A 24583-nucleotide genomic window follows, 5' to 3' on the forward strand; every position below is an offset into this window, starting at 1 on the left:
CGGCGAGCGGGCAGCGGCTATTTGCCCGCCGCCGCCTTTTTTTTGGGTGCCGCTTTCCTTGAAGTGACTTTGGGGGCCGCGGCTTTGCGCGCCTTGCCTGGCTTGGAGGCCTTGGCTGCGATCAGTTCCACCGCCATGTCGAGCGTCAGATCGCCCGGCTCCGTGCCCTTGGGTAGGGTGGCGTTGATCTTGTCCCATTTGACATAGGGGCCATAGCGCCCCTCCATCACATGAACGGGGCCGCCGCCCTGGGGATGTTCGCCGAGATCGCGCAGTGGTTTGGTTGCCGCCCCGCGCCCGCGTCCGCCAGGGTTGGCGCGCTTTTCGGCGAGAATCTCCACGGCGCGGTTCATCCCGATCTCGAATACATCTGCCGGATCACGCAGATTGGCATAGACCGGCTTGGCCTCGTCTGGCAACTGGTGCATGAGAAACGGCCCGAAACGCCCGAAATTGGCGGTGATCAGCCCGCCCTCGGGATGCTGGCCCACCTCGCGCGGCAGGCTGAGGAGCGTGAGCGCCTTTTCAAGCGTCATCTCATCGGCCTTCCAGCCCTTGGGCAGGCTGGCGCGATCGGGCTTGGGGTTGTCTTCGGTGGCATCGCCGCGCTGCACATAGGGGCCGAAGCGGCCAGAGCGTAGCGAGATTTCGGTGCCGTTCTCATCCTCGCCCAGTACCCGGTCGCCGTTCTCCGCGGCATCGCCGCCGATGGGGCGGGTATAGCGGCATTCGGGGTAGTTGCCGCAGCCGACAAATCCACCGCTGCGTGAGGTCTTGAGGTGCAGCCGCCCGGTGCCGCAGAGCGGACATTGCCGCGGGTCGCCGCCATCCTCGCGCGGCGGATAGAGTGAAGGAGCCAACGCCTCGTCGAGGACCGAGAGCACTTCGCTGATCCTGAGGTCGGATGTTTCGGCAATCGCGGCAGAGAAATCGCGCCAGAACCGGGTCAGGATGTCCTTGTAATCCGCCTCTCCCGCGCTCACCCGGTCGAGATCCTCTTCCAGATTGGCGGTGAATTCGTAGCCCACGTATTTGCGAAAGAAGTTGAGCAGAAACACCGTCACGACCCGGCCCTTGTCCTCGGGAATGAGGCGGTTCTGTTCTTTGCGGACATATTCACGGTCCTGGATCGTGGTCAGCACGCTGGCATATGTCGAGGGGCGGCCGATCCCCAGTTCCTCCATCTTCTTGACCAGCGTCGCCTCGGTATAGCGGGGCGGCGGCTGGGTGAAGTGACGGAGCGCCAGAACGGCCTCGTTGTCCGACAGGACGGCGGTGATGCCCTGGGCATCCTGGCTGATCCTGGCGAATTCCGGCTTGAGCGACGTGGCGGCAAAGGTGGCCCGCTCGCCCTGCATGATCTGCGGCAGGCGGCGGTCCTCGTCATCAGTCATCACATCGTCACGCCCTTCCTCATAGATCTTGAGGAAACCGTCAAAGAGCATCACCTGACCGGTGGCGCGCAGTCCGACCTGCCCGTCATCGCTGCCGATGTCGACGGTGGTGCGTTCCATCCGTGCGGCGGCCATCTGGCAGGCGAGGGTGCGCTTCCAGATCAGATCATAAAGTTTGCGCTGATCGGCGTCGGTGGTCCTGATCTTGCCCGCGTCGCGCGTCATCTCGGTGGGGCGGATGCATTCATGCGCTTCCTGCGCGTTCTTGGCCTTGTTCTTATACATGCGCGGGGATTGGGGCAGGTAGTCTTCGCCGTAGCGATCCTTGATCGCGTCGCGTGCAGCCATCACCGCCTCGGGGGCCATGTCGATCCCGTCGGTGCGCATATAGGTGATGTATCCTGCCTCATAGAGGCGCTGTGCCGCACTCATGCATTGCTTGGCCCCCATGCCGAACTTGCGGCTGGCCTCTTGCTGAAGGGTCGAGGTCATGAAGGGCGCCGACGGGTTGCGCGTGGCCGGTTTCGCCTCGACCGCGGTCACCGAGAGGGCGCGTGAGGTTACGGCCTGCACTGCCAGTTCCGCCTGTGTCGCATTTTCAAGATCGAACCTGTCGAGTTTTTTGCCCGCCAGCGAGATGAGGCGCGCCTCGTATTCCTGTCCGCGGGGGGTGGTCAGGACCGCCTTGACCGACCAGTATTCGCGGGATTGAAACGCCTCGATCTCCATCTCGCGTTCGACGATCAGGCGCAGGCAGACCGATTGCACCCGACCCGCCGAGCGCGCGCCGGGCAGCTTGCGCCATAGCACCGGAGAGAGGTTGAAGCCCACGAGATAATCGAGCGCGCGGCGGGCAAGGTATGCCTCGACCAGCGGCGCGTCGACCTGCCGGGGGTTCTGCATCGCCTCGGTGACGGCGGATTTGGTGATCGCGTTGAACACCACGCGGCTGACGGGCGTGTCCTTCCTGATGGCCTTCCGCTTGCGCAGGGTTTCTTCCAGATGCCAGCTGATCGCCTCGCCTTCGCGGTCGGGGTCGGTGGCGAGAATGAGCGCATTGTCGCGGGCCAGCGCATCGGCGATCGCCTTGACATGCTTGCGGCTGTCGGCGCCGACCTCCCATGTCATCTCGAATCCGTCATCGGGATCTACCGAGCCATCCTTGGCAGGCAGGTCGCGCACATGGCCATAGCTTGCCAGAACCGTGTAGCCGTCGCCCAGATACCTGTTGATTGTCTTGGCTTTTGCTGGCGATTCGACAACGACAACGGGCATGGGCGCTCCTTTCGACTCTGGTCGAGGCTTATGGCGGCGGACCATGTGGGCTGGCAAGGGGAATTGTCAATGCGACGATTTTGGCCCCGAACCGGCGAATTGTCGGCGCAGTGGTGGGGACGTGGGCGTGCAGCGGGGCAGGTGGGCGTGCCATCTGCGGGCATCGCGTGCGATCCTGCTTCGACGGGGTTGCAGGGTCTGGCTCCGGCTGATTCTCAGCGTGCGAGAGCCAGCAATCCACCCGCGTGCCGCACGATGCGCCCCTCGAGTTCCAGATCCACCAGCACGGGGGCCACCGCCCGCGCCGGAGCGGCAAGATCGCGGATCAGTTGGTCCTCGGCCACCGGCGAGGGCCCCAGGCGACGCAGAATCTGTTCGTGCAGCGCGGTCACCTCGCGCAGGCTACGCTCGGGTCGGGGTGCGTGCGGCTCTGTGACGGCCAGCGGCAGTTGGGTCTGCACCTCTGGCGGTGTTGGGCCGACTAATGCCTCGATCACATCCTCGGCGCTGCGCACCAGGATGGCGCCGTCGCGGATGAGCATGTTGCAGCCGCTGGCGCGGGCATCAATCGGGTGGCCGGGCACCGCCATTACCTCTCGCCCCTGATCGAGTGCCGTGCGCGCGGTGATAAGAGAGCCGGATTTCGCCGCCGCCTCGACCACCACCACTGCGCGCGCCAGACCGCTGATCAGCCGGTTTCGGGCTGGAAAGTGGCGGGCCTGCGGAACGAGGCCGATGGGTTGTTCGGACAGGCGCAGGCCGTTGGTCAGGATGTCACCGGCCAGGGTGGTGTTCTCGGTGGGGTAGATCACATCGACCCCGCCTGCCATTACCGCGAGCGTGCCGCCCTTGAGACTGCCAAGATGGGCGGCGGTGTCGATGCCGCGTGCAAGACCCGAGACGATGATATAACCCTGTTCCGAAAGGTCAGCAGCGAGCGATTTCGCCATGCGTGTGCCCAGAGACGAGGCATTACGCGCGCCCACCAGCGCGATCATCGGGCGCGACAGCAGGGTCGCGTCGCCCATCATCCAGAGCAAGGGGGGTGCATCGGGAATATCCGACAACTGCGCGGGATAGTCTGCGTCAGTGTTGAGAATAAGCCGTGCGCCCATCGTGTGCCCGGCGCGCAGTTCGGCCTCTGCCACGCCTGCGGGGCAGACGGTGTAATCCCCGACACCTGCCGCGCGCGCCACCTCGGGCAGCGCTGCGAGGGCCGCCCCGGCACTGCCATGTTCGGCCATCAGCCGGTGAAACGTGGCCGGTCCGACCCGGCGGGAGCGCAAGAGGCGAAGCCACGAAACCCGCTCATCTTCCGTGGTGGGTGGGAGTGGGGGGTGAGTGGAAGGATGGTTTTCTTCGGGCATCCGTGACCTCGCCTGCTTGCAGGATCATGGATAGCGCGCAGAGGGTTAATGAGCGGTAAACCAAGGCACCAAAAACGTGTGTGATCCGCAAAAATCTTGCAAAATGATGTTTTAATTGAGAAAAATGTGTCTGTACGGCGCATCCCGTCACCAAGTCAGGCAGCCGCAGACCCGCCCACCGTCAGCCCACCGATCAGCACCGTGGGCTGGCCCACGCCCACCGGCACCCATTGGCCCTGCTTGCCGCAATTGCCCATGCCGGGATCGAGCGCCATGTCGTTGCCCAGACCGCGAATCTGTTGCAGCGCCGTCGCGCCGTCGCCGATCAATGTGGCCCCCTTGACGGGTGCGTCGATCTGGCCGTTCTTGACGCGGTAAGCCTCGGTGCAGGAAAAGACAAACTTGCCGTTGGTGATGTCTACCTGCCCGCCGCCAAAGCCCACTGCATAGATACCGTCCTTCAACTCGGCCACCAGATCGCCAGGTGTGGCGTCGTCGCCCAGCATATAAGTGTTGGTCATGCGCGGCATGGGGGCATGGGCATAGCTTTCGCGCCGCCCGTTGCCGGTGGGGTTGACCCCCATCAGCCGCGCGTTCTGCCGGTCCTGCATGTAGCCCACCAGAATGCCGTCCTCGATCAGAACATTGCGCGCAGAGGGCGTGCCCTCGTCATCCACGCTGATGCTGCCGCGCCGGTCGGGGATCGTGCCATCGTCCAGCACGGTGACTCCGCTTGCCGCGATTCGCTGTCCCATCAGTCCGGCAAAGGCGGAACTGCCCTTGCGGTTGAAATCCCCCTCCAGCCCGTGGCCGATCGCCTCGTGCAGCAGGATGCCGGGCCAGCCGGGCCCCAGCACCACATCCATCACCCCTGCCGGGGCGGCCTCTGCCCGCAGATTGACCAGCGCCACGCGCAGCGCCTCGCGCGCTCTGGCCTGCCAGTCAGCGGGGTCGAGCAGACCATAGAGCCCGACGCGCCCGCCGCCGCCCGCGCTGCCGCTTTCGCGCCGTCCGTCCTGTTCGACAATGACCGACACGTTGAGGCGCGTCATCGGGCGGATGTCGCTGACCTGTGTGCCGTCGGGGCGCAGGATCACCACCTCCTGCAACGAGGCGGCGATCGAGGCCGAGACCTGCACCACCCGTGCATCGAGATCGCGGGCAAAGGCGTCGATCTCGCGCAGCGTGTCCAGCTTGACGGGGAACGGCGCCCCGGTGATCGGGTCCGTGTCGGTATAGAGTCGGCGATTGGTGGGGGCAGGACCGTCGGCCAGCGTGCCGCCGCCCGCGCCCACCGCAAGCCGTGCGGTCTGGACCGCGCGCGTCAGGGCTGCGTCAGTCATCTCGGAGGAATGGGCATAGCCAGTCACTTCACCGCGCACGGCGCGCAGACCGAACCCCTCGGAGGCATCATAGGAGGCGGTCTTGACCCGCCCGTCATCAAAGAGCAGCCCCTCGGCGCGCCGCCGTTCCAGAAACAACTCGCCATCGTCGGCCCCTTGGGTGGCCTCGCGCAGGCGGGCCAGCGCCACGTCGCGATCCAGCAAGGTTTCGAAGGGGCGAAATGGCGTGTCGTTCATGGGGCGTTCCTTGATCCTGTCGATCCGTCGCGGCGGGGCCTGTTTGATCCAGATCAAAAAAGCGTCCGTTTGCCGCAATGGTCTTTCTTGTCGTTTGAGGCAGAATATGGTTTTAGACAGCATCGAGACAACGGGATTCCGTCCGCGCGGCGCGAGACCCGCCAAAAAGACATGAACCGATTCAACCGATCAGGGTGCAAAATGCGACTACCTTTCAGCCTTCTGGCGGCTCTCACCGCCCTTTCCGCCCTCCCCGCCCGCGCGCAGGACGGGCTAGAGGTCATCGGCGCCCCCATTCAGGGCGGTACGGGATTTCAGCCCGCGGCCACCGAACTTGCCCGCGATCTGCAATGGCTGGACGGGATGATCAACGTCATCATCATCGCCATCGTCCTATTCGTGACGGCGCTTCTGGCCATCGTGATCGTGCGCTACAATCGCCGTGCCAATGCCAACCCCGCGAAATTCACGCACAATTCGCCGGTCGAGATTGCCTGGACGATAATTCCGATTGTCATTCTGGTCTTTATCGGCGCGTTCTCGCTGCCCGTGCTGTTCAAGCAGCAGGAGATCCCCGAGGGCGAGATCAACATAAAGGTCACGGGCTATCAGTGGTTCTGGGGGTATGAATATACCGATCACGATTTTGCCTTTGACAGCTACATGATCGGCGCGCCTGCCACGGGCGGCGACAACCGCCTGACACCCGAGGTCGAGCAGCAGCTGACCGAGGCGGGCTACAACCGCGACGAATTCCTGCTGGCGACCGATACAGCCGTGGTTGTTCCGGTCGGCAAGACCGTGGTGATGACCGTGACCGGCGCGGATGTGATCCACGCCTGGACCATCCCCGCTTTTGGCGTCAAGCAGGATGCCGTGCCGGGCCGTCTGGCGCAACTGTGGTTCAAGGCCGAGAAGGAGGGCGTGTATTTCGGCCAATGCTCCGAGCTTTGCGGTCAGGCGCATGCCTATATGCCGATCACTGTAAAGGTGGTCAGCGAGGAAGCCTATGAACAATGGCTTGATGGCGCCATTGAGGAATATGCCGGCACGCCGCGCAGCGTGGACGTGGCGCTGGCGAACTGATGGCGGAGCCGGGGTAAAGCCTGGCCTGCACTGCAATGGCAAGGCGGGAGTGATCCCGCCGCCGCCGAAATGAACGGTCCGAGACAAGAGCATGAGTGACGCGAGCCTCAACACAGCCAGCACCGCGCAGCCCGGCGAGGCGGGTTTTGGCGATTTCTTCGCCCTGCTCAAGCCGCGGGTGATGACGTTGGTCGTGTTCACCGCCTTGGTGGGTTTGCTGGCCGCCCCGGTGGCCGTGCATCCGGTGGTGGGGCTGGCCGCAATACTCTTTATTGCGGTCGGCGGCGGCGCGGCGGGCGCGCTTAACATGTGGTGGGAATCCGATATCGACGCGATGATGAAGCGCACGCGGAACCGCCCGATTCCCACAGGCAAGGTCAGCCGCGACGAGGCTTTTGCCTTTGGCATGACGCTTGCGGTCATGTCGGTGGTGATGCTCTGGCTGGCGACGAACCTTCTGGCGGCGGCGATCCTCGCATTCACCATCTTCTTTTACGTGGTGATCTATACCATCGGGCTGAAACGCTGGACGCCGCAGAACATCGTTATTGGCGGGGCAGCCGGGGCGTTTCCGCCGATGATCGGTTGGGCGGCGGCCACGGGTTCGGTGAGTATCGAGGCGGTGCTGATGTTCGCGCTCATCTTCATGTGGACCCCACCGCATTTCTGGGCGCTGGCTCTCTTCATGCGGGGGGATTATGATTCTGCGGGCGTGCCCATGCTGACAGTGACGCATGGACGGCGGGCGACGCGGGTGCATATCCTTGTCTATACAGTGCTTTTGGCGGCGCTGGCGATCGGGGCGGCATTCACGGGCATCGGCGGGCCAGTCTATCTGGCTACGGCGCTGGTCTTGAACGCGCTCTTTCTGCGTGATGCGCTGGCGATCTGGCGGCGTGACGAGGCGATGGCCGAGGCCGACAATTACCGTATCGAGAAGCGCGCCTTCCGGCTGTCGCTTTGGTATCTCTTCGCCCATTTCAGCGCGATTCTGGCTGAGGCAGCCCTGCGCGGTCTCGGGCTGGGGGCGTGGGGATGAGCTTTCGCGCGCAACATGAACTGCACCGGCGCCGCTTTGGCCGCAATCTTGGTCTCGGGCTGGTGCTGGCGGGTTTTGTGGCGCTGGTATTCGGGCTGACCATCGCCAAGGTCTCTGACGACGACTTCAACATGCCTGCAACTGAACAGGGAACCAACTGAATGACACTTGATCCGAAAACCAAAACCGCCGCCCAGCTGGTGGGTGTCGTCGTCGTGATGGGCGGCCTCGCTTGGGGCGCGGTGCCGTTCTACGACTGGTTCTGCCGCGTGACCGGCTTTGGCGGAACCCCTGGCGTGGCCCAGGCTGCTAGTGAGGGCGTGCTGGAGGAAACCATCACGGTGCGCTTTGACGCCAGCAAGGAGCGCGGCATGCCTTGGGTATTCCGCCCCGTCGAACGGCAGATGAAACTGCGGATAGGCGAGACCGGCCTGGCCTTCTACGAAGCCTATAATCCGACCGACCGACCCGTGGCCGGATCCGCCAGCTTCAACGTGACGCCCTATGAGGCGGGGGGGTTCTTTGTCAAGATCGACTGTTTCTGCTTTACCGAGCAGGTGTTGCAACCGGGTGAGCGGGTGCAGATGCCTGTTACCTTCTACGTGGACCCCGAGATCGTAACTGACCGGGACGCAAAATACGTGCATACGATCACCCTGTCCTATACGTTCCACGAGATCGACCTGCCTGAGGCCTATGCCGCGCTTGAGCCGGTCGTAAAGCCCGATGAAAAACTGAACTGAGCCTCCGACGAGGGAAATGACAAAGATGGCACACGAAAAAAATCACGATTACCACATTCTGCCCCCCTCCATCTGGCCGCTGCTGGGCGCGCTGGCGGGGTTCGTCATGCTCTTCGGGGCGGTTCTGTTCTTTCACGATCATGGGCCATGGATGCTTCTGGCGGGTCTTGTCGGCGTGATTTACGTCATGTTCGGCTGGTGGGCCGATGTGGTGAACGAGGGCGAGACCGGCGATCACACGCCGGTGGTACGGATCGGCCTGCGCTACGGCTTCATCATGTTCATCATGTCCGAGGTGATGTTCTTTGCCGCCTGGTTCTGGAGCTTTTTCAAGCATGCAATGTATCCGATGGGCGAAAACTCTCCGATGGTCGATGGCGTCTGGCCGCCGGTCGGGATCGAGACCTTCGATCCATGGCACCTGCCACTGATCAATACGCTGATCCTACTGTGCTCGGGCTGTGCCGCGACATGGGCGCACCACGCGCTGGTGCATGAAAACAACCGCAAGGATGTAAAATGGGGGCTGATCATAGCGATTGCGCTTGGTGCGATCTTCACGGTCTTTCAGGCCTATGAATACAGCCACGCCGCTTTCGGTTTCTCGGGCAACATCTATGGCGCCAATTTCTTCATGGCGACGGGTTTCCACGGCGCCCATGTGGTGATCGGCACGATCTTTCTCTTTGTCTGCCTGCTGCGCGTACTCAAGGGGCATTTCACGCCCGAGCAGCATGTGGGCTTTGAGGCTGCCGCGTGGTACTGGCACTTTGTCGATGTGGTCTGGCTGTTTCTCTTTGCTGCGGTCTATATCTGGGGCAGTTGACGGTTTTTCTGCGAAAAATCGATGCCTGCTGCGCGGGTATTTGAACCAGGAAGAAGATGCGGGGGGATTTCCCTTCCCGCATTTTCCTTTTGAGAGTGGATGATGCGAAAGAGAGTGCTGTTTCCCCTGATCTTTGGCGTGGCCGGTGTGGCGGTGCTGCTGTCGCTTGGGTGGTGGCAGGTGGAGCGGCTGGCGTGGAAAGAGGGTATTCTTGCCGACATCGGGGCGAGAATTTCGGCGGCACCCGTGGAGGTGCCCGCCAAAGTATCGCCCGAAGTGGATCGTTACTTGCCGGTCGAGGTCACCGGACGGATCGGCCAAGAGGCGCTGCGCGTACTGGTGAGCCAGAAACAGGCAGGCGCGGGGTATCGCCTGATTTCGGCGCTGGATACGGGCGCGCGGCGGGTGCTGCTGGATCGGGGTTTCATCAATGTGGCGGGCGATGTTCCTGCACCGCCCGAGGGGCCTGTTATGGTTACAGGCAACTTGCACTGGCCCGACGAGCGGCTGAGTTCGACACCCGAGAATGACGTGGCAGGCAATATGTGGTTTGCCCGCGACATCGCGCAGATGGCCGGGGTGCTGGACACCGAGCCGGTTCTGGTAGTGACGCGGGAGCTGTCGGAACCGGAACGGGGGGTGACGCCGCTGCCGGTAGACACGGGCGGCATTCCCAACGATCACCTCAGTTACGCGATTACATGGTTCTCGCTGGCTGCGATCTGGGCGGCGATGACCGGGGTTTTCATCAGGCGCATGCGGCAGGCAGAGAAAGGCAAGACGTGAAATACATCTCGACACGGGGCCAGGCGCCCACGCTCAGTTTTGAAGAGGCGATGCTGACGGGGCTGGCGCGCGACGGCGGACTTTATCTGCCTGAGAGCATCCCGCAAATGAATACCGACGATATCCGCGCGCTGGGGGGCGTGAGCTATGAGGAGGCGGCGTTCCGGGTGATGCGGCCGTTCATCGGCGATGCGTTCAGCGACGACGAATTTCACGGCATCATCGCGCGGGCGTATGAGGGGTTTGGCCATGCTGCCCGCGCGCCGTTGAAGCAGCTCGCTTCGGGACATTTCCTGCTGGAATTGTTCCACGGGCCGACGCTGGCGTTCAAGGATTTCGCCATGCAGCTCATCGGGCAGATGTTCGAACTTTCGCTCAGGCGCTCGGGCAATCGGGTGAGCATCGTGGGGGCGACCTCGGGCGATACCGGCTCGGCGGCGATTGAGGCGTTTCGGGGGCTTGATGCGGTGGATGTGTTCATCCTCTATCCGCATGGGCGCGTGAGTGAGGTGCAGCGGCGGCAGATGACGACGCCGATCGAGGCCAATGTGCATGCGTTGGCGATTGACGGGCATTTCGACGATGCGCAGGCGCGTGTGAAGGACATGTTCAATGATATCGCTTTCCGCGACGGTGTGCGCCTTGCCGGAGTCAACTCGATCAACTGGGCGCGGGTGCTGGCGCAGGTGGTGTATTATTTCACCTCTGCTGTCAGTCTCGGCGCGCCCGACCGCAAGGTCAGTTTCACGGTGCCCACGGGCAATTTCGGCGATGTCTTTGCAGGTTATATCGCCAAGCGGATGGGTCTTCCGATCGAGCGGCTGGTGGTGGCGACCAATCAGAATGACATTCTGCATCGCTGTCTGAGTACGGGTGAGTATCGCCCCGACGGGGTGATCTCCTCGATCAGCCCGTCGATGGATATTCAGGTGAGTTCGAATTTCGAGCGCGCGCTCTATTATGCCTATGGGCAGGATGGTGGCGCTGTGGCGCAGGTGATGGACGAACTGAAGGCGGGTGGATTCTCGATCAACCAAGGCGCGCTGGAAAGCCTGCGTGAGACGTTTGACAGCGGGCGCTGTGGCGAGGAAGAAACCCGCGCCACGATCCGGCAAACATGGGCGACGAGTGGCGAATTGCTTTGTCCGCATAGTGCGGTGGGCGTGCATGTGGCGGAGGCGTATCGCAAGGAAGGTGTGCCGATGATCACGCTGGCCACGGCGCATCCGGCCAAGTTTCCGGCGGCGGTCGAGGAAGCCAGCGGAATTCACCCCCCCTTGCCCGAACGTATGGCGGACCTGTATGAGCGGGACGAGCGCATGACGCGCGTGGCCAATGATCTTGGCCAGATCGAAACCCTGATCAAGGAACGGATCGCCAATTGACCGTCAATCTGACCACTCTGCCCAACGGTTTTCGGATCGTGACCGAGAATATGCCGGGTTTGCAATCGGCGGCTATCGGTGTCTGGGTGCTGGCCGGTGCGCGCCACGAACGCGCCGAGCAGAACGGCATCGCGCATTTTCTGGAACATATGGCGTTCAAGGGCACCACGCGCCGCTCAGCCTTGCAGATCGCCGAGGCGATCGAGGATGTGGGCGGCTATATCAATGCCTATACCAGCCGCGAGGCCACGGCCTATTACGCACGCGTGCTCAAGGAGGATGTGCCGCTTGCGCTGGATGTGGTGGCGGATATCCTGCGCGGCTCGGTGCTTGATCCACGCGAGATCGAGATCGAGCGCGGCGTGATTCTGCAAGAGATCGGACAGGCCGCCGATACGCCTGACGATATCATTTTCGACTGGTTGCAGGAAAGCGCCTATCCGGATCATCCGCTGGGACGCACCATCCTGGGGGCCGAAGAGCGCGTGCGCGGTTTCGTCCGGCGGGATCTGGAGGGTTTTGTCGATCAGTATTACCGGCCCGGGCAGATGGTGCTCGCCGCAGCAGGCGCCGTCGATCACGGCAGCCTTGTGCGTATGGCCGAGGACATGTTCGGCGACATGATCCCGTGCGGTACGACAGAGCCGCCGAGGGCGCATTTCAAGGGTGGCGAAACGCGCCATGTCAAGGATCTGGAGCAGGCGCATTTCGCGCTGGCCTTCGAGGGGCCTGACTATGCACATCCTGACATCTATACGGCGCAGATCTATGCGTCTGCGCTGGGTGGGTCGATGTCATCGCGGCTCTTTCAGGAGATCCGTGAGCGGCGCGGGTTGTGTTACACGATCTATGCGCAGACCGGGGCCTATGCCGATACCGGCATGCTGACCATCTATGCAGGCACCTCCGGGGGGCAGATGGGCGATCTTGCGGGCATCACCATCGACGAGATGAAGCGCGCCGCAGAGGATATGAGCGCGGCCGAGGTCGAGCGCGCCCGCGCGCAAATGAAGGCAGGGTTGCTGATGGGACTCGAAAGCCCCTCGAACCGAGCTGAACGGCTGGCGCGGATGTTGCAGATTTGGGGTAGGGTGCCCGAGCTTTCAGAGGTGGTCGAGCGGATCGATGCGGTGACGCTCGCCGATGTGCGCCGTCTGGCGGAGGGCACCGTGGCGCGCGCGCCCGCCGCGCTGGCGCTTTATGGTCCGGTGGCGGATGCCCCCACGCTAGCCAGTCTTGATGCGAGGCGTGCCGCCTGATGCTGCTCCTGCCACGCCGGAAGCTCAGGATCGAGACCGAGCGTCTCACCCTGCGCCAACCGGTGATCGGCGATTTCCGCGACTGGAGCAGCCTGCGTGCCCAGAGCGCCGAGTTTCTCACCCCGTGGGAGCCGCTCTGGGCGACTGACCATCTGTCGCGCAAGGGATTTTCCAACCGGGTCTGGTGGGCGCAGCGTTCGATCGCCAATGGCAGCGCCGTGCCGCTCTTTCTGATCCGGCGCGAGGATCAGGAACTGCTGGGGGCGATCACTTTGGACAATATCCGGCGCGGTCCGGCGCAGGCGGGCACGCTGGGTTACTGGATCGGCCAGCCTTACGCACGGCAGGGCTATATGCAGGAGGCCATCGCGGGTATGGTGCATTACGCCTTCGGCCGGCTCAATCTCAGCCGGATCGAGGCGGCCTGCCTGCCGGAAAACCACGCTTCGCGCGGCTTGCTGGAAAAATGCGGCTTCAAGTACGAAGGCGTCGCGCAGAGTTATCTGCAGATCAACGGCCGCTGGCGCACACATGTGCTATATGCCGCGCTTCGGGCGGACCGAAGGGGGCGGACGGATGTGGGGTGACATCTGCTTGTGTAATTGAGGTGACCTGTCGGGGCTGACGAAGCATCGGATCGTGCTACCCTTTCCTTGACAAAAAGGAGGACTGCCGATGATCCGGCTTGCCGTTTTGATGTTGATGCTGGCCACTTCCGCGTTTGCGCAGGAGCGTCGCCCCAGCCACTGCATCGCGTTGGCGCAATCGACGCCGGGGCTGGAATACCTGCACAAGGTCAGTTTCCGCGCCCCTCTGCCCGAGCATACCGTGCGTATACGCTATATCGCGCATGCGTCGTTTCTCATCCAGGCAGGGGAATATGATGCGGTGACGGATTTCACCGGCTTTATCGGCAGTGCCGATCTGATCCCGGATATCGTCACAATGAACCACGCCCATTCGACTCACTGGACCGCCAGTCCCGATCCGGCAATTCCGCACGTGCTGCCGGGCTGGGGAGATTACGGGCAGGGGATAGAGCATCATCTCGATCTGGGCAGCCTCGTGGTGCGCAATGTTTCGACCGATATCCGCTCCGGCGGCGGGGTGGAACCCAAGGGCAATTCGATCTTCGTTTTCGAGGCCGAGGGGTTGTGCATCGCCCATCTGGGCCATTTGCATCACGAACCGACGGACGATCAATACGCGGCGCTCGGGCGGATGGATGTTGTCATGGCGCCAGTCGATGGCGGCTATACGATGGCGATCGAGAACATGATGAACGTGTTGCGGAGGGTGAAGGCCAGCATCGTAATCCCCATGCACTGGTTCGCTGATGCCTCGCTGGGCCGGTTTCTAGCTGGAATGGAAGAGGATTTCGCAATCGAGCGACCCGGATCGAGTGAAATCGAGGTCTCGCTGAGAACGCTTCCGGACCGGCCCACGATCATCGTGCTGCAACCCGCCTGGCTGCGCGACAATGAATGAGTCACAGGTCCACCGCTGCCCACGTGAATGAAAGGGCTGGAACCGGGCGGGGGACGTGATAGCTAGGGGTCATGACGCTCAGGTCCGCCAGCCCCGATTTCATTACCGCCCTGCGCGAGCGGTTGCCTGCACACTCCTTTCGCGACGCCACGCCCGCCTATCTGGAGGAGCCGCGCGGGCGCTGGGCGGGGCAGGGGGTGGTCATCGCCCCCGACAGCACCGATGACGTGGCCGAGGTGGTGCGCGCCTGCACGCAGGCGCGGGTGCCGGTCGTGCCCTATGGCGGTGGCACCGGGCTTGTCGGCGGACAGATCAGCCCCGATGGCCCGCTGCCGGTAATCCTGAGCCTGGAGCGGATGCGCGCGGTGCGCGGTATCTGGCCTGAAGAGAATGTGATCGTCGTCGAGGCGGGTGCGATCCTGCAGGATGTCCACACGGCGGCGGCAGAGGTGGACCGGCTCTTTCCGCTGTCGATCGCGGCCAAGGGATCGGCACGTATCGGTGGCAATCTTGCCACCAATGCGGGGGGCGTGAACGTGCTGCGCTACGGCAATGCGCGCGATCTCTGTCTGGGGTTGGAGGCGGTGCTGCCCGATGGACAGATCTGGCATGGGCTGAAACGTCTGCGCAAGGACAACACGGGCTATGACCTGCGCAATCTGCTGATCGGGTCCGAGGGCACGCTGGGCGTCATCACCGCGGCGGCGCTCAAGCTCTTTGCTCGTCCGGCGGGCGAGGGCACCGCGCTGATGGTGGTGCAGAGTCCGCGTGCTGCACTCGACCTTCTGGCGCTGGCGCGCGCGCAGATGGGCGAGGGAGTGAGCGCTTTCGAGATCATGCACGGTCAGGGGTTGGAATTCCTGGCCGAGACCTTGCCTGATATCCGTCAGCCCTTTGCCGATCCGCCGGAGTGGTTCGTGCTGATCGACGTAGGGCTCGCGCTTGGTCTTGATCCGACGTCGGCGCTTGAGACGCTGTTTTCAGACGCGCTGGAGGCGGGACTGGTGAGTGACGGGATGATCGCGCAATCAGAGGCGCAGCGGCACCAGTTCTGGGAGGTGCGCGAGCAGATTCCCGAGGCCAACCGGCGGATCGGATCGGTCAGTTCTCACGACATTTCCCTGCCGATGTCCGAAATACCGGAGTTCATCATCAGGGGACAGGAGGTGGTCGCGCGCATCGGCGCGTTCAGGATCAACTGTTTCGGCCATCTGGGCGATGGTAACCTGCATTACAATGTCTTTCCCATACCGGGGCGCACGCGCGCCGATCATCTGGCCGAGCGTGACGATATCAAGCGGGCACTGCATGATCTGGTACATGAGATGGGTGGGTCCGTCAGCGCGGAACATGGTATCGGGCGGCTCAAGGTGGGGGATCTTGAGCGCTATGGCGATCCGGCAAAGTTGTCAGCCATGCGCGCGATCAAGGAGGCGCTCGATCCGCTGGGCGTCATGAATCCGGGGGTGGTGTTGCGGGATCAGCCCCAGGTCGGGTGAAACCGCCCGGCAGGCGAAAGCGTGAATACCTCTGCCCCTGCCGCCGTCACGCCAATCGAGTGCTCGAATTGCGCCGACAGCGATCTGTCGCGTGTCACGGCGGTCCAGTCGTCGGGCAAAACCTTGGTCTCGGGGCGGCCCAGATTGACCATCGGCTCGATGGTAAAGAACATGCCCTCTTCCAGCACCGGCCCGGTGCCCGCGCGTCCGTAATGCAGCACATTGGGCGGAGCATGGAACACCCGTCCCAGGCCATGACCGCAGAAATCGCGCACCACCGACATGCGATGCGCCTCGACATAGGCCTGAATGGCGTGACCGATATCGCCAAAGGTATTGCCGGGACGCACGGCCTCGATCCCCTTCATCAGCGCATCATGGGTGACCTGAATGAGCCGTTCGGCCTTGCGGCTGAGACGTCCGGCCACATACATCCGGCTGGTGTCGCCGAACCAGCCATCCACAATCACCGTCACGTCGACATTCAGGATATCGCCATCTTTGAGCACCTTGTCGCCGGGTATTCCGTGGCAGACCACGTGATTGACGCTGATACAGCTGGCGTGCTGATAGCCCTTGTAGCCGATGGTGGCGGATCTGGCACCCGCAGCTGTCACTTTTTTCTCGATCAACCTGTCGATCACCCCGGTGGTCTGCCCGACAAAGACATGGTCGGCGATCTCATCAAGGATAGCCGCCGCCAGAGCCCCGGCCCTGTGCATGCCCGCGAAATCCGCCGCCTCATGGATGCGGATACCCTCGCGTGTCAGTCGGCCTCGGTGTTTTTCGCTCACGTCTCGCCTCACGGTATTTTTCGTTTTTCCTTTATTTAGGACTATTTGCGTCAGAGAGCCAGAGGATGTGTCTCGTCAGGGAAGAGTCTGTGACCGATTGTGATCACCTGCGGGCTGATATCCGCGCGATATGACAGCATGGTGACTCCCGCCGCGCGCGCCGCCGCATGGGCGTCTGCGTAGGCGGGGTCGATATCGCGGGCGACCGAAACGGCCTGTGCATCGGTGCGTTGCACCAGGTAAAAGAGCACCGCGCTATGCCCGTTCCGTGCCATTTCGGCCAGATCCCGCAGATGCCGCGTGCCGCGTTCGGTTACGCTGTCAGGGAATTCCACCAGCCCCGGCTGTCGCGACAGCGTGACGGATTTCACCTCGACATAGGCGTCAGGCAGGTTCGCGCTGCGCAGCAGGAAATCAACCCGGCTCTTCTCGCCATATTTCTGCTCGGGCAACACGGTGTCATAGATGGCAAGTTCGGGGATCTGTCGGGCCCTGAGCGCATCCCCGAGCACCCGGTTCGGCAGGCCGGTATCAATGCCGGTGAAATGGCCGTTTGCATGTTCGACCAGCCGCCATCCGAATTTCAGCTTCTTGCGGGGGTCGTCATTCGGTTCGACCCAGATGCGCGTGCCCGGCTCGGCCAACCCCTGCATCGCGCCGGGATTGGCACAATGCGCGGTCACCTCGCGCCCGTCCATCAGTCGGATATCAGCCAGAAACCGCTTGTAGCGTCGGATGAGCACGGCAGGCACAAGAGGGGTTTGAAAGCGCATGACCTGCGCCTATACCGGGAATGATCGCACTTCAAGGAGGACAGCCATGCCCAACCCCACCGCCGCCATGCTGGTGATCGGCGACGAGATCCTGTCCGGGCGCACGCGGGATGCCAACATGCATTTTCTTGCCGGCGAACTGACCAAGGCGGGTATCGACCTGCGCGAGGTGCGCGTGGTCCGCGACGATCCGGATGCGATCGTTGCGGCGGTGCGCGCGCTCAGCGCCGCCTATGACACGGTGTTTACCTCGGGCGGTATCGGTCCGACCCATGATGACATCACTGCTGAAAATGTGGCGCGTGCTTTTGGCCGGCCAATTGCGGTGCGCGAGGATGCCCGCGCCATTCTGGTGGCGCATTACGCGGGCCGCGATCAGGAGCTGAACGAGGCCCGTCTGCGCATGGCGCGCATTCCCGAGGGGGCTTTACTTATTGACAACCCGATCAGCGCCGCGCCCGGGTTCAGCATCGAGAACGTGCATGTCATGGCGGGGGTACCTGCGATATTTCAGGCGATGCTGGCATCTGTTTTGCCGACACTCACGGGTGGTGCGCCGCTGCTGTCCCAGACGCTGGAAATCCGGCGTGGCGAGGGCGATATCGCCGGGCCGCTGTCGGATCTGGCGGAGCGGTATCCGGACCTGTCGATCGGATCCTATCCGTTCATCCGCGATGGCTGTTACGGGGCGCATATCGTGATCCGGGGCAGTGATGGCGGGCGGGTCGATGCCGCGATGACGGAACTCTCGGGACTGTTTCCGGCATGAGTCCCGACGTTCATACGCTCTATGCGGTGACAGAGGGCACCTGGCCACCTGCCGCCTGCCGGTCGCTGGGCGCGGTGGTGATCCGCGACGGGCAGGGCGGGGGCAAACGGGTCTCTGCCGCCACTGTCTGCGGGCCTGTCACCGCAGAGGATTTGCCGCGCGCCGAAGAGGCGATGCGCGCCCTGGGGCAGAGTCCGCTCTTTCAGATTCGCCAGGGCGACGAGGCGCTTGACGCGCTGCTCGCAGCGCAGGGGTATGGCGTTGTCGACCCGGTCAATCTCTATGCTGCGCCGGTCGCGGGTCTGATCTCGGAGACGACGCCAAAGGTCAGCACCTTCACCATCTGGGAGCCGCTGGAGATCATGCGCGAAATCTGGGCCGAGGGCGGTATCGGACCCGACCGGATTCGCGTTATGGAACGCGCGGCAAGCCCCAAGACGGGGCTTCTGGGGCGGCATGACAACCACCCTGCCGCGACCGGGTTTGTCGCCATCCACGGGGGTGTCGCCATGGTCCATGCTCTTGAGGTGCGCGCGGCCCATCGTCGCGCCGGAATGGGGCGGCTGCTAATGATTCAGGCCGCGCACTGGGCCGCCACAGAGGGGGCAAGCCACCTCGCGGTGATCTGCACACAGGCAAATACGGCTGCCAACGGACTTTATGTCGCGATGGGGTTTGCCCATATCGGACAGTATCATTACCGCCAGAAGGACTGAGCCATGACCCATCCTGAACAGATCACCGCGCTTGACCTGCCAATGGTCGATCCGCTGCCTGAGGCGACGCAAAAATATTTCGACATCTGCGAGGAAAAGCTGGGCTTGATCCCCAATGTGCTCAAGGCGCATGCGTTCGATATCGACAAGCTCAACAGCTTTACCGCGCTCTACAACAACCTGATGCTGGCCGACTCGGGGCTGTCGAAGCTGGAGCGTGAGATGATCGCTGTCGTGGTGAGCTCGATCAATCGCTGCTGGTATTGTCAGGTGGCGCACGGTGCGGCCGTTCGCGCGCTCTCTGGGGACCCGGCATTGGGCGAGGCGATGGTGATGAATTACCGCGCGGCACCATTGTCGGCGCGGCACCGGGCGATGCTCGATTTCGCGGCGCTTGTCACGACCGCCAGCGCCGCCATCGGCGAGGCTGACCGCGCGACGTTGCGCGTGGCGGGATTCAGCGAGCGTGATATCTGGGATATCGCTAATGTGGCCGGGTTCTTCAACATGACCAACCGGGTTGCCTCGGCGACGGGAATGCAGCCCAACCCCGAGTATCACGCACAGGCCCGTTGAGAGCGATGCGCACGGTCGGTATTCTCGGTCTGTTGCTAAGCCTGTCATGGCCCGTGCAGGCGCTCGATCTGCAGATGCCCGCAAATGCCACGCTGGCGCGCGAGGTAACGCGGGCCGCAGATACGATCCTCTTGCCAACCGGCCCTTTTGCGCAGGGCACGCTGCCGCGGCGGCGTCTTGCGGGGGAGATCACGCAGCGGGCCTGGCATCTGCCGACCAGCAGTCTCACCACCTTGCAGGTTCTGCTGCCGCTGCGTGCAGAGTTGGAGACATCTGGCTGGAGCGTCGATTTCGAGTGTGCCGACATGGAGTGTGGCGGGTTCGATTTCAGGTTCAACACGCCTGTCCTGCCCGCACCCGACATGTTCGTGGATCTGTTTGACTATCGCTATCTTTATGCGCGTCGCGGCGCGGGCGCGGAGGGTGAGCATGCAACCCTGCTGATCAGTCGCACCGGTCAGACGGGCTATGTTCAGATCACTCATGTGCGCCCGCTATCCGACAGCGGGACGACGGAACCGGTGCGCGCACTTGCGCCTGTGGAGCCGGAGCTGGAGCTGGGAGAGCGTTTGCTGGAGCAGGGGTACGCGACGCTTGCCGATCTGGATTTCGGGTCGGGTGCCGGGCAGCTTGGGGTGGGGCCCTATGCGAGCCTCGCCGCGCTGGTGGCGTTTCTGCTGGCCGATTCCGGGCATCGGGTGGCGCTTGTCGGGCATTCCGACAGCGTGGGCGGGTTCGACAATAACGTTGCCCTGTCCCGCAGTCGTGCCGAGGCGGTGCGCGATCGGCTGGTCAACGAATACGGCGTTCCGCCAGCCCAGATCGAGGCGCATGGCATCGGCTATCTTGCTCCGGTTGCGAGCAATCGCACGGCGGGCGGGCGCGAGCGCAATCGCCGGGTCGAGGTGGTATTGCTGGATACGCAATAGCGCTGGTGGCGCTCAGAGTCTGGCCGCGAGCGCCGTCGTGATCCCGAGGAAAAAGCAGGCGGTGGCGATGGCCACGAAACCGTGCCAGATCGCATTGGCGAAGCGCAGGGTTTCCCAGGCATAGAAAATTACCCCGCCGGTATAGATCAGTCCGCCTGCCAGAAGCAGCGCAAGGCTGTTGCCGGGCAGGATATCCGTCAGCGGAATGAAAAGCGCGACACCGATCCAGCCGAGTGCCACGTAAGGCAACCAGCCAGTGGTCATTTGACCGCGTTTCGCCATCATCTTGGTCGCGGCTCCGAAAAGCGCCAGCGCCCAGACGAGAAACAGAATCACATAGCCAAAGGCGGTTCCAAGGAGCACGCTGAGCGGCGTGAAGGTGCCGGCGATCTTGACATAGATAGCGGCGTGATCGAGCCGCCGCAGAATCGGCCGCGCGGCGGTATGTGCGCCCATGTGATAGGCGGCAGAGGTCGCCAGCATCAGCAGCAGCGCGCCGGAATAGACAATGGTCGAGGCGAGCGTCACCCCGTCCATCCTGAGCGCCCACATGGCAAAGAGCACCGCGACCCCGGTAAAGGCCGCCAGAAGCCCGGCAATGTGCACCGCGCCATCGGCCACACGTTCGGCCCTTGTATAGTTGGGATAGGACATGTCGATCATTCCTTCAGTGTGACCGCCATTCGTTAATACTTCAAGAATGCCCGGCATTTCCGGCATTCATAGGGTGATGCCGGGGCAATTGCGGCGCGGGCTGGTCAGGTGCCGGGTATGGGTGTCTTGCCGCGCGCGGAGGCTGTAGGGTAGGTGAAGCGCGCCTACCGGGAGCTTCTATCGCCTAACCGCCCCCACAGATCATATTCCCCCGCCTCGTCCACGACAACGTGAACGATATCCCCTACCGACAACCCTTCCGTCCCCTCGTCGACAAACAGGTTCCCGTCGATCTCCGGCGCATCCGCCCGCGTACGGCAGGTGGCGATGCCGTTGGCGTCGATCTCGTCGATGATCGCTTTTTGCACTGTGCCAACCTTGGCGGCCAGTTTGTCCTCAGAAATTGCCTGCGCCTTTGCCATAAAGCGATCCCAGCGGTCCTGCTTGACCTCTGCGGGTACGTGATCTGGCAGGGCGTTGCTGCGGGCTCCTGCGACATTTTCGTACTGGAAACAGCCCACACGGTCCAGTTGTGCCTCGTCCAGCCAGTCCAGCAGCGCCTCGAATTCCGCCTCGGTCTCGCCCGGATAGCCCACGATGAAGGTCGAGCGCAGGGTCAGGTCGGGACAGATGGCGCGCCAGGCGGCGATCTCGTCCAGCGTTCGCGCCGCCGCGGCCGGGCGGGCCATGCGGCGCAACGTGTCGGGATGGGCATGCTGAAACGGAATGTCGAGATAGGGCAGGATGAGACCATCGGCCATCAGCGGAACGAGATCGCGCACATGCGGGTAGGGATAGACGTAATGCAGCCGCACCCAGGCCCCGAGCGCCCCCAGATCCCGCGCCAGATCGGTGATATGGGCGCGGTGGCTATTCGCCTCGGCATGTCTGATATCGACGCCATAGGCAGAAGTATCCTGAGAGATGACCAGCAGTTCGCGCACGCCGCTCTCGACCAGCTTTTCCGCCTCGCGCAAAACTGCATGGGCGGGGCGCGAGGCGAGACGCCCGCGCATGTCTGGAATGATGCAGAATTTGCACTTGTGGTTACAGCCCTCGGAAATTTTGAGATAGCTGTAATGGCGCGGCGTGAGGCGGACACCCGAGGCGGGCAGCAGATCAATGAAGGGATCCGGGCTGGGTGGCACGGCGGCATGCACGGCATCCAGCACCTGTTCATACTGATGCGGTCCGGTCACCGCCAGAACGCGGGGATGCACGCCGGTGATATACTGCGGATCCGCCCCGAGACAGCCGGTGACGATCACCCGGCCATTCTCGGTCAGCGCCTCGCCAATGGCTTCGAGACTCTCAGCCTTGGCGCTGTCGAGAAAGCCGCAGGTGTTGACGATCACGGCATCCGCGCCGGCATAGTCGGCCGAGATGCCGTAACCCTCTGCGCGCAGCCGGGTCAGGATGCGTTCGCTGTCCACCAGCGCCTTGGGACAGCCCAGCGAGACCATGCCGATGGTCGGCTGGCCCTGGCGGGGAGTATCGGCAATGCGGGCGCGGGGCGCGAGATCCGGGCGCAGTTCGGGCAGGTTGGTGCTCATGCGGCGCGATATAGCCTTTGCCTGCCCGCGCGGGAAGGGGCAAAAGCGGTTGCCCCGGCCTGCGGGGCGGGCCTAGACTGTGCATGAGTGAGCTGGACGAGGGCATGGGCGATGCGTTGGGTCTTCAGGCTGATCGGTCTGGTCATCGTTGTGGCGGTGATCGTTGTGGGCGGACTCTTGCTGCTGCCGGGTGACCGGATCGCCAGAATCGCCGCAGAGCAGATCAGTAAGGCAACGGGCCGTCAGGTCACCATGCAGGGCGAGACCAGGATCAGCTTTTATCCGATCCTCGGGGTGTCGACCGGCGCGGTCGAGGTTGCCAATGCCGACTGGTCCGATGCAGGACCGATGCTGCGCGCCGACAGTTTCAAGATCGGGGTGGAGCCAAAGGCGCTCTTTGGTGGCGATATCCGCATCACCGGGCTGGAGGCGGTGGGACCTGAGATCCGGCTGGAACGCGCGCGCGATGGGCGTGTCAACTGGGAATTGGGGGTCGAGGGCGTGGCCCCGTCCGGACAATCCAACAGCACGGCGCCGGCCACGTCGAACCGGCTGGCGCTGACGCTGGATCGGGCGCTGATTACCGAGGCCTCGCTGATCTATACCGACCACGGCAGCGGCGAGGTGTGGGAATTCCGCAACATGGATCTGGACGTGCGTTGGCCCGATTACGATGGCACCGCGACTTTCGAGGCAGTGCTGCGGCAGACCGGCGATCCGGTGACGATCTCTGGGCATCTGGACCGGGTGGGGCAGTTCATCGACGGTGCGGTCACCGGCGTTGCCGCCACGGTTCGTGGGCCGGGCGGATCTATCGGATTCAGAGGGCGTGCGGCTGTGCAGCCGCAGCTTGACGGGCTGCTCGAGATCGACCTCGCTAATACGCGCGCCTTTCTGAAGGCGTTGGGGCTTGGGGCGATGGAGCTGCCGCAGGGGTTCGGGCAGAGCGTCAAGGGATCGGCGCAGGTGACGCTGACGCAGGACATGCGCCTGTCGCTGCGTGAGATGGTTTTGGGACTGGACGGCAACAGCCTGTCAGGTGCGGCAGATATCGTGCTGTCCGGGGATGTGCCGCGCATCAACGCGCAGCTCAATGCGGGTGCGCTCGATCTGTCGAAACTGGCCGGAGCCGATAGCAACGAGGGCGGTGGCAGCGCAGGAGGTGACGCCGGGACCGGCAGCGGCTGGTCCAGGACGCCGATTGATGCGAGCGTTCTAGGTCTTGCCAATGGCGAGGTGGCGCTGGTCGCCGACAGCATTGATCTGGGCGATCTGAAGCTGGGCAAGACGCGCACGCTGATGACGCTTGAGGCCTCGCGCGCGGTCTTTGAACTGCGCGAACTGCGCGCCTATGACGGGCTTGTTACCGGCGAATTCGTGGCCAACAACCGCGCGGGCCTGTCGGTCGGCGGCACGATGAATGTGAATGGTATCAACCTTGTAACCTTCCTGCGGGATGCAATGGATATCAGCCGATTTTCCGCCAGTGCCGACGGCAATCTGACATTTCTTGGAACCGGGCAATCCATGCATGCGATCATGAATTCGCTGAGCGGCAACGGGGCGCTGCGCACCGGGCGCGGGGTGATCAGCGGATTTGATCTGGACCGGCTGATGCGGTCGGGTGACCTGACCGGCGGCACCACGGTGTTTGACGAGATGAGCGCCAGTTTCACCATGGACAAGGGCAATCTCTACAATCAGGATCTGGTGATGAATCTGCCGCTGGCCAAGGCAACGGGCAGGGGGCGCGTGGGGTTGGGCGCGCGCGATATCGACTATCTCTTCACGCCGGTGCTTCTGGAGGGTGAGACCCGGCATGGGCTGGCCATTCCAGTGCGGATCCGCGGGCCGTGGTCAAATCCGAGGATCACGCCCGATCTGGAAAAAGCGCTTGATGTCAATCTGAAGGAAGAGCGCGAGAAGCTGGAAGACAAGGCAGAGAGGGAACTCAATCGTGCAGTGGAGAAGAAGTTGAACGTGATCCCGCAAGAGGGCCAGTCAACCGAGGATGCAATCAGGGACAAGCTGGAGGAGCGGGCCAGGCGTAGCCTGCGCAAGCTGTTCGATTGAGGCAAGCGGGACAATTGGG

General features: G+C 63.2%; 23 protein-coding genes. 16 read left to right on the forward strand and 7 right to left on the reverse strand.

The window, feature by feature from the left end; translation table 11 throughout:
• Positions 1-17 precede the first annotated feature (17 nt).
• The 3 genes from topA to tldD all read right to left on the reverse strand — a co-directional run bounded on the left by topA (position 18) and on the right by tldD (position 5616).
• A complete protein-coding gene (topA, locus tag BSG08_RS00285; RefSeq protein ID WP_093030280.1) occupies positions 18-2669 on the reverse strand; it encodes a type I DNA topoisomerase in 2652 nt (883 codons plus the stop codon).
• Between the two features lie 215 nt (positions 2670-2884).
• Positions 2885-4036, reverse strand: coding sequence for a DNA-processing protein DprA (gene dprA / locus BSG08_RS00290; protein WP_093030283.1), 1152 nt, complete (start codon positions 4034-4036; stop codon positions 2885-2887).
• Between the two features lie 155 nt (positions 4037-4191).
• Positions 4192-5616, reverse strand: coding sequence for a metalloprotease TldD (gene tldD, locus BSG08_RS00295; RefSeq protein ID WP_093031841.1), 1425 nt, complete (start codon positions 5614-5616; stop codon positions 4192-4194).
• 201 nt (positions 5617-5817) lie between these two features.
• Here tldD and coxB point away from each other — a divergent pair, with 201 nt between their 5' ends.
• From coxB to BSG08_RS00345, 11 genes are all read left to right on the forward strand, one after another.
• A complete protein-coding gene (gene coxB, locus BSG08_RS00300; protein ID WP_093030287.1) occupies positions 5818-6702 on the forward strand; it encodes a cytochrome c oxidase subunit II in 885 nt (294 codons plus the stop codon).
• 91 nt (positions 6703-6793) lie between these two features.
• On the forward strand, positions 6794-7741 hold the full coding sequence (gene cyoE / locus BSG08_RS00305; protein WP_093030290.1) for a heme o synthase: 948 nt from the start codon (positions 6794-6796) through the stop codon (positions 7739-7741).
• The gene (locus BSG08_RS19375; RefSeq protein ID WP_175544652.1) at positions 7738-7902 is read left to right on the forward strand and encodes a hypothetical protein; all 165 of its coding nucleotides are present in this window, start codon (positions 7738-7740) and stop codon (positions 7900-7902) included. Before cyoE ends, BSG08_RS19375 begins: the two co-directional genes overlap by 4 nt.
• The gene (locus BSG08_RS00310; RefSeq protein ID WP_093030293.1) at positions 7903-8484 is read left to right on the forward strand and encodes a cytochrome c oxidase assembly protein; all 582 of its coding nucleotides are present in this window, start codon (positions 7903-7905) and stop codon (positions 8482-8484) included.
• Between the two features lie 25 nt (positions 8485-8509).
• The gene (locus BSG08_RS00315; RefSeq protein ID WP_093031844.1) at positions 8510-9310 is read left to right on the forward strand and encodes a cytochrome c oxidase subunit 3; all 801 of its coding nucleotides are present in this window, start codon (positions 8510-8512) and stop codon (positions 9308-9310) included.
• A 102-nt stretch (positions 9311-9412) separates the two neighbouring features.
• The gene (locus BSG08_RS00320; RefSeq protein ID WP_093031847.1) at positions 9413-10096 is read left to right on the forward strand and encodes an SURF1 family protein; all 684 of its coding nucleotides are present in this window, start codon (positions 9413-9415) and stop codon (positions 10094-10096) included.
• The gene (gene thrC / locus BSG08_RS00325; protein WP_093030295.1) at positions 10093-11481 is read left to right on the forward strand and encodes a threonine synthase; all 1389 of its coding nucleotides are present in this window, start codon (positions 10093-10095) and stop codon (positions 11479-11481) included. Before BSG08_RS00320 ends, thrC begins: the two co-directional genes overlap by 4 nt.
• Complete coding sequence (locus BSG08_RS00330) at positions 11478-12740, forward strand: M16 family metallopeptidase (RefSeq protein ID WP_093030298.1); 1263 nt, start codon at positions 11478-11480, stop codon at positions 12738-12740. The genes thrC and BSG08_RS00330 overlap by 4 nt, the downstream gene beginning before the upstream one ends.
• The gene (locus tag BSG08_RS00335; RefSeq protein ID WP_093030301.1) at positions 12740-13327 is read left to right on the forward strand and encodes a GNAT family N-acetyltransferase; all 588 of its coding nucleotides are present in this window, start codon (positions 12740-12742) and stop codon (positions 13325-13327) included. The genes BSG08_RS00330 and BSG08_RS00335 overlap by 1 nt, the downstream gene beginning before the upstream one ends.
• 88 nt (positions 13328-13415) lie before the next feature.
• Positions 13416-14228 carry an MBL fold metallo-hydrolase gene (locus BSG08_RS00340; RefSeq protein ID WP_093030304.1) on the forward strand — a complete coding sequence of 271 codons (813 nt, stop codon included), beginning with the start codon at positions 13416-13418 and terminating at the stop codon, positions 14226-14228.
• 71 nt (positions 14229-14299) lie between these two features.
• A complete protein-coding gene (locus BSG08_RS00345) occupies positions 14300-15727 on the forward strand; it encodes an FAD-binding oxidoreductase (protein WP_093030307.1) in 1428 nt (475 codons plus the stop codon).
• On the opposite strand, the gene map is transcribed toward BSG08_RS00345, so the two are convergent.
• Together map and sfsA are read right to left on the reverse strand one after the other, a co-directional pair.
• Complete coding sequence (map, locus tag BSG08_RS00350) at positions 15709-16521, reverse strand: type I methionyl aminopeptidase (protein WP_093030310.1); 813 nt, start codon at positions 16519-16521, stop codon at positions 15709-15711. The two genes, BSG08_RS00345 and map, sit on opposite strands and share 19 nt — an antisense overlap.
• Positions 16522-16571: 50 nt before the next feature.
• Positions 16572-17294: a DNA/RNA nuclease SfsA gene (sfsA, locus tag BSG08_RS00355; RefSeq protein WP_093030313.1), complete on the reverse strand. Its 723-nt coding sequence runs from the start codon at positions 17292-17294 to the stop codon at positions 16572-16574.
• Between the two features lie 46 nt (positions 17295-17340).
• Here sfsA and BSG08_RS00360 point away from each other — a divergent pair, with 46 nt between their 5' ends.
• The 4 genes from BSG08_RS00360 to BSG08_RS00375 are packed head-to-tail and all read left to right on the forward strand — an operon-like array spanning position 17341 to position 20284.
• The gene (locus BSG08_RS00360; RefSeq protein WP_093030316.1) at positions 17341-18063 is read left to right on the forward strand and encodes a competence/damage-inducible protein A; all 723 of its coding nucleotides are present in this window, start codon (positions 17341-17343) and stop codon (positions 18061-18063) included.
• The gene (locus tag BSG08_RS00365; RefSeq protein ID WP_093030318.1) at positions 18060-18779 is read left to right on the forward strand and encodes a GNAT family N-acetyltransferase; all 720 of its coding nucleotides are present in this window, start codon (positions 18060-18062) and stop codon (positions 18777-18779) included. The genes BSG08_RS00360 and BSG08_RS00365 overlap by 4 nt, the downstream gene beginning before the upstream one ends.
• A 3-nt stretch (positions 18780-18782) precedes the next feature.
• A complete protein-coding gene (locus BSG08_RS00370; RefSeq protein ID WP_093030321.1) occupies positions 18783-19355 on the forward strand; it encodes a peroxidase-related enzyme in 573 nt (190 codons plus the stop codon).
• A gap of 5 nt (positions 19356-19360) precedes the next feature.
• Complete coding sequence (locus tag BSG08_RS00375; protein ID WP_093030324.1) at positions 19361-20284, forward strand: OmpA family protein; 924 nt, start codon at positions 19361-19363, stop codon at positions 20282-20284.
• A 12-nt stretch (positions 20285-20296) separates the two neighbouring features.
• Here BSG08_RS00375 and trhA read toward each other — a convergent pair whose 3' ends face one another.
• Positions 20297-20938, reverse strand: coding sequence for a PAQR family membrane homeostasis protein TrhA (gene trhA / locus BSG08_RS00380; protein ID WP_342742576.1), 642 nt, complete (start codon positions 20936-20938; stop codon positions 20297-20299).
• Between the two features lie 164 nt (positions 20939-21102).
• Positions 21103-22491: a 30S ribosomal protein S12 methylthiotransferase RimO gene (gene rimO / locus BSG08_RS00385; RefSeq protein WP_093030329.1), complete on the reverse strand. Its 1389-nt coding sequence runs from the start codon at positions 22489-22491 to the stop codon at positions 21103-21105.
• Between the two features lie 87 nt (positions 22492-22578).
• Here rimO and BSG08_RS00390 point away from each other — a divergent pair, with 87 nt between their 5' ends.
• Positions 22579-24564, forward strand: coding sequence for an AsmA family protein (locus BSG08_RS00390; RefSeq protein ID WP_483880124.1), 1986 nt, complete (start codon positions 22579-22581; stop codon positions 24562-24564).
• Positions 24565-24583 lie beyond the last annotated feature (19 nt).

This window comes from Roseovarius azorensis (genome assembly GCF_900109455.1).
Lineage (GTDB): Bacteria > Pseudomonadota > Alphaproteobacteria > Rhodobacterales > Rhodobacteraceae > Roseovarius > Roseovarius azorensis.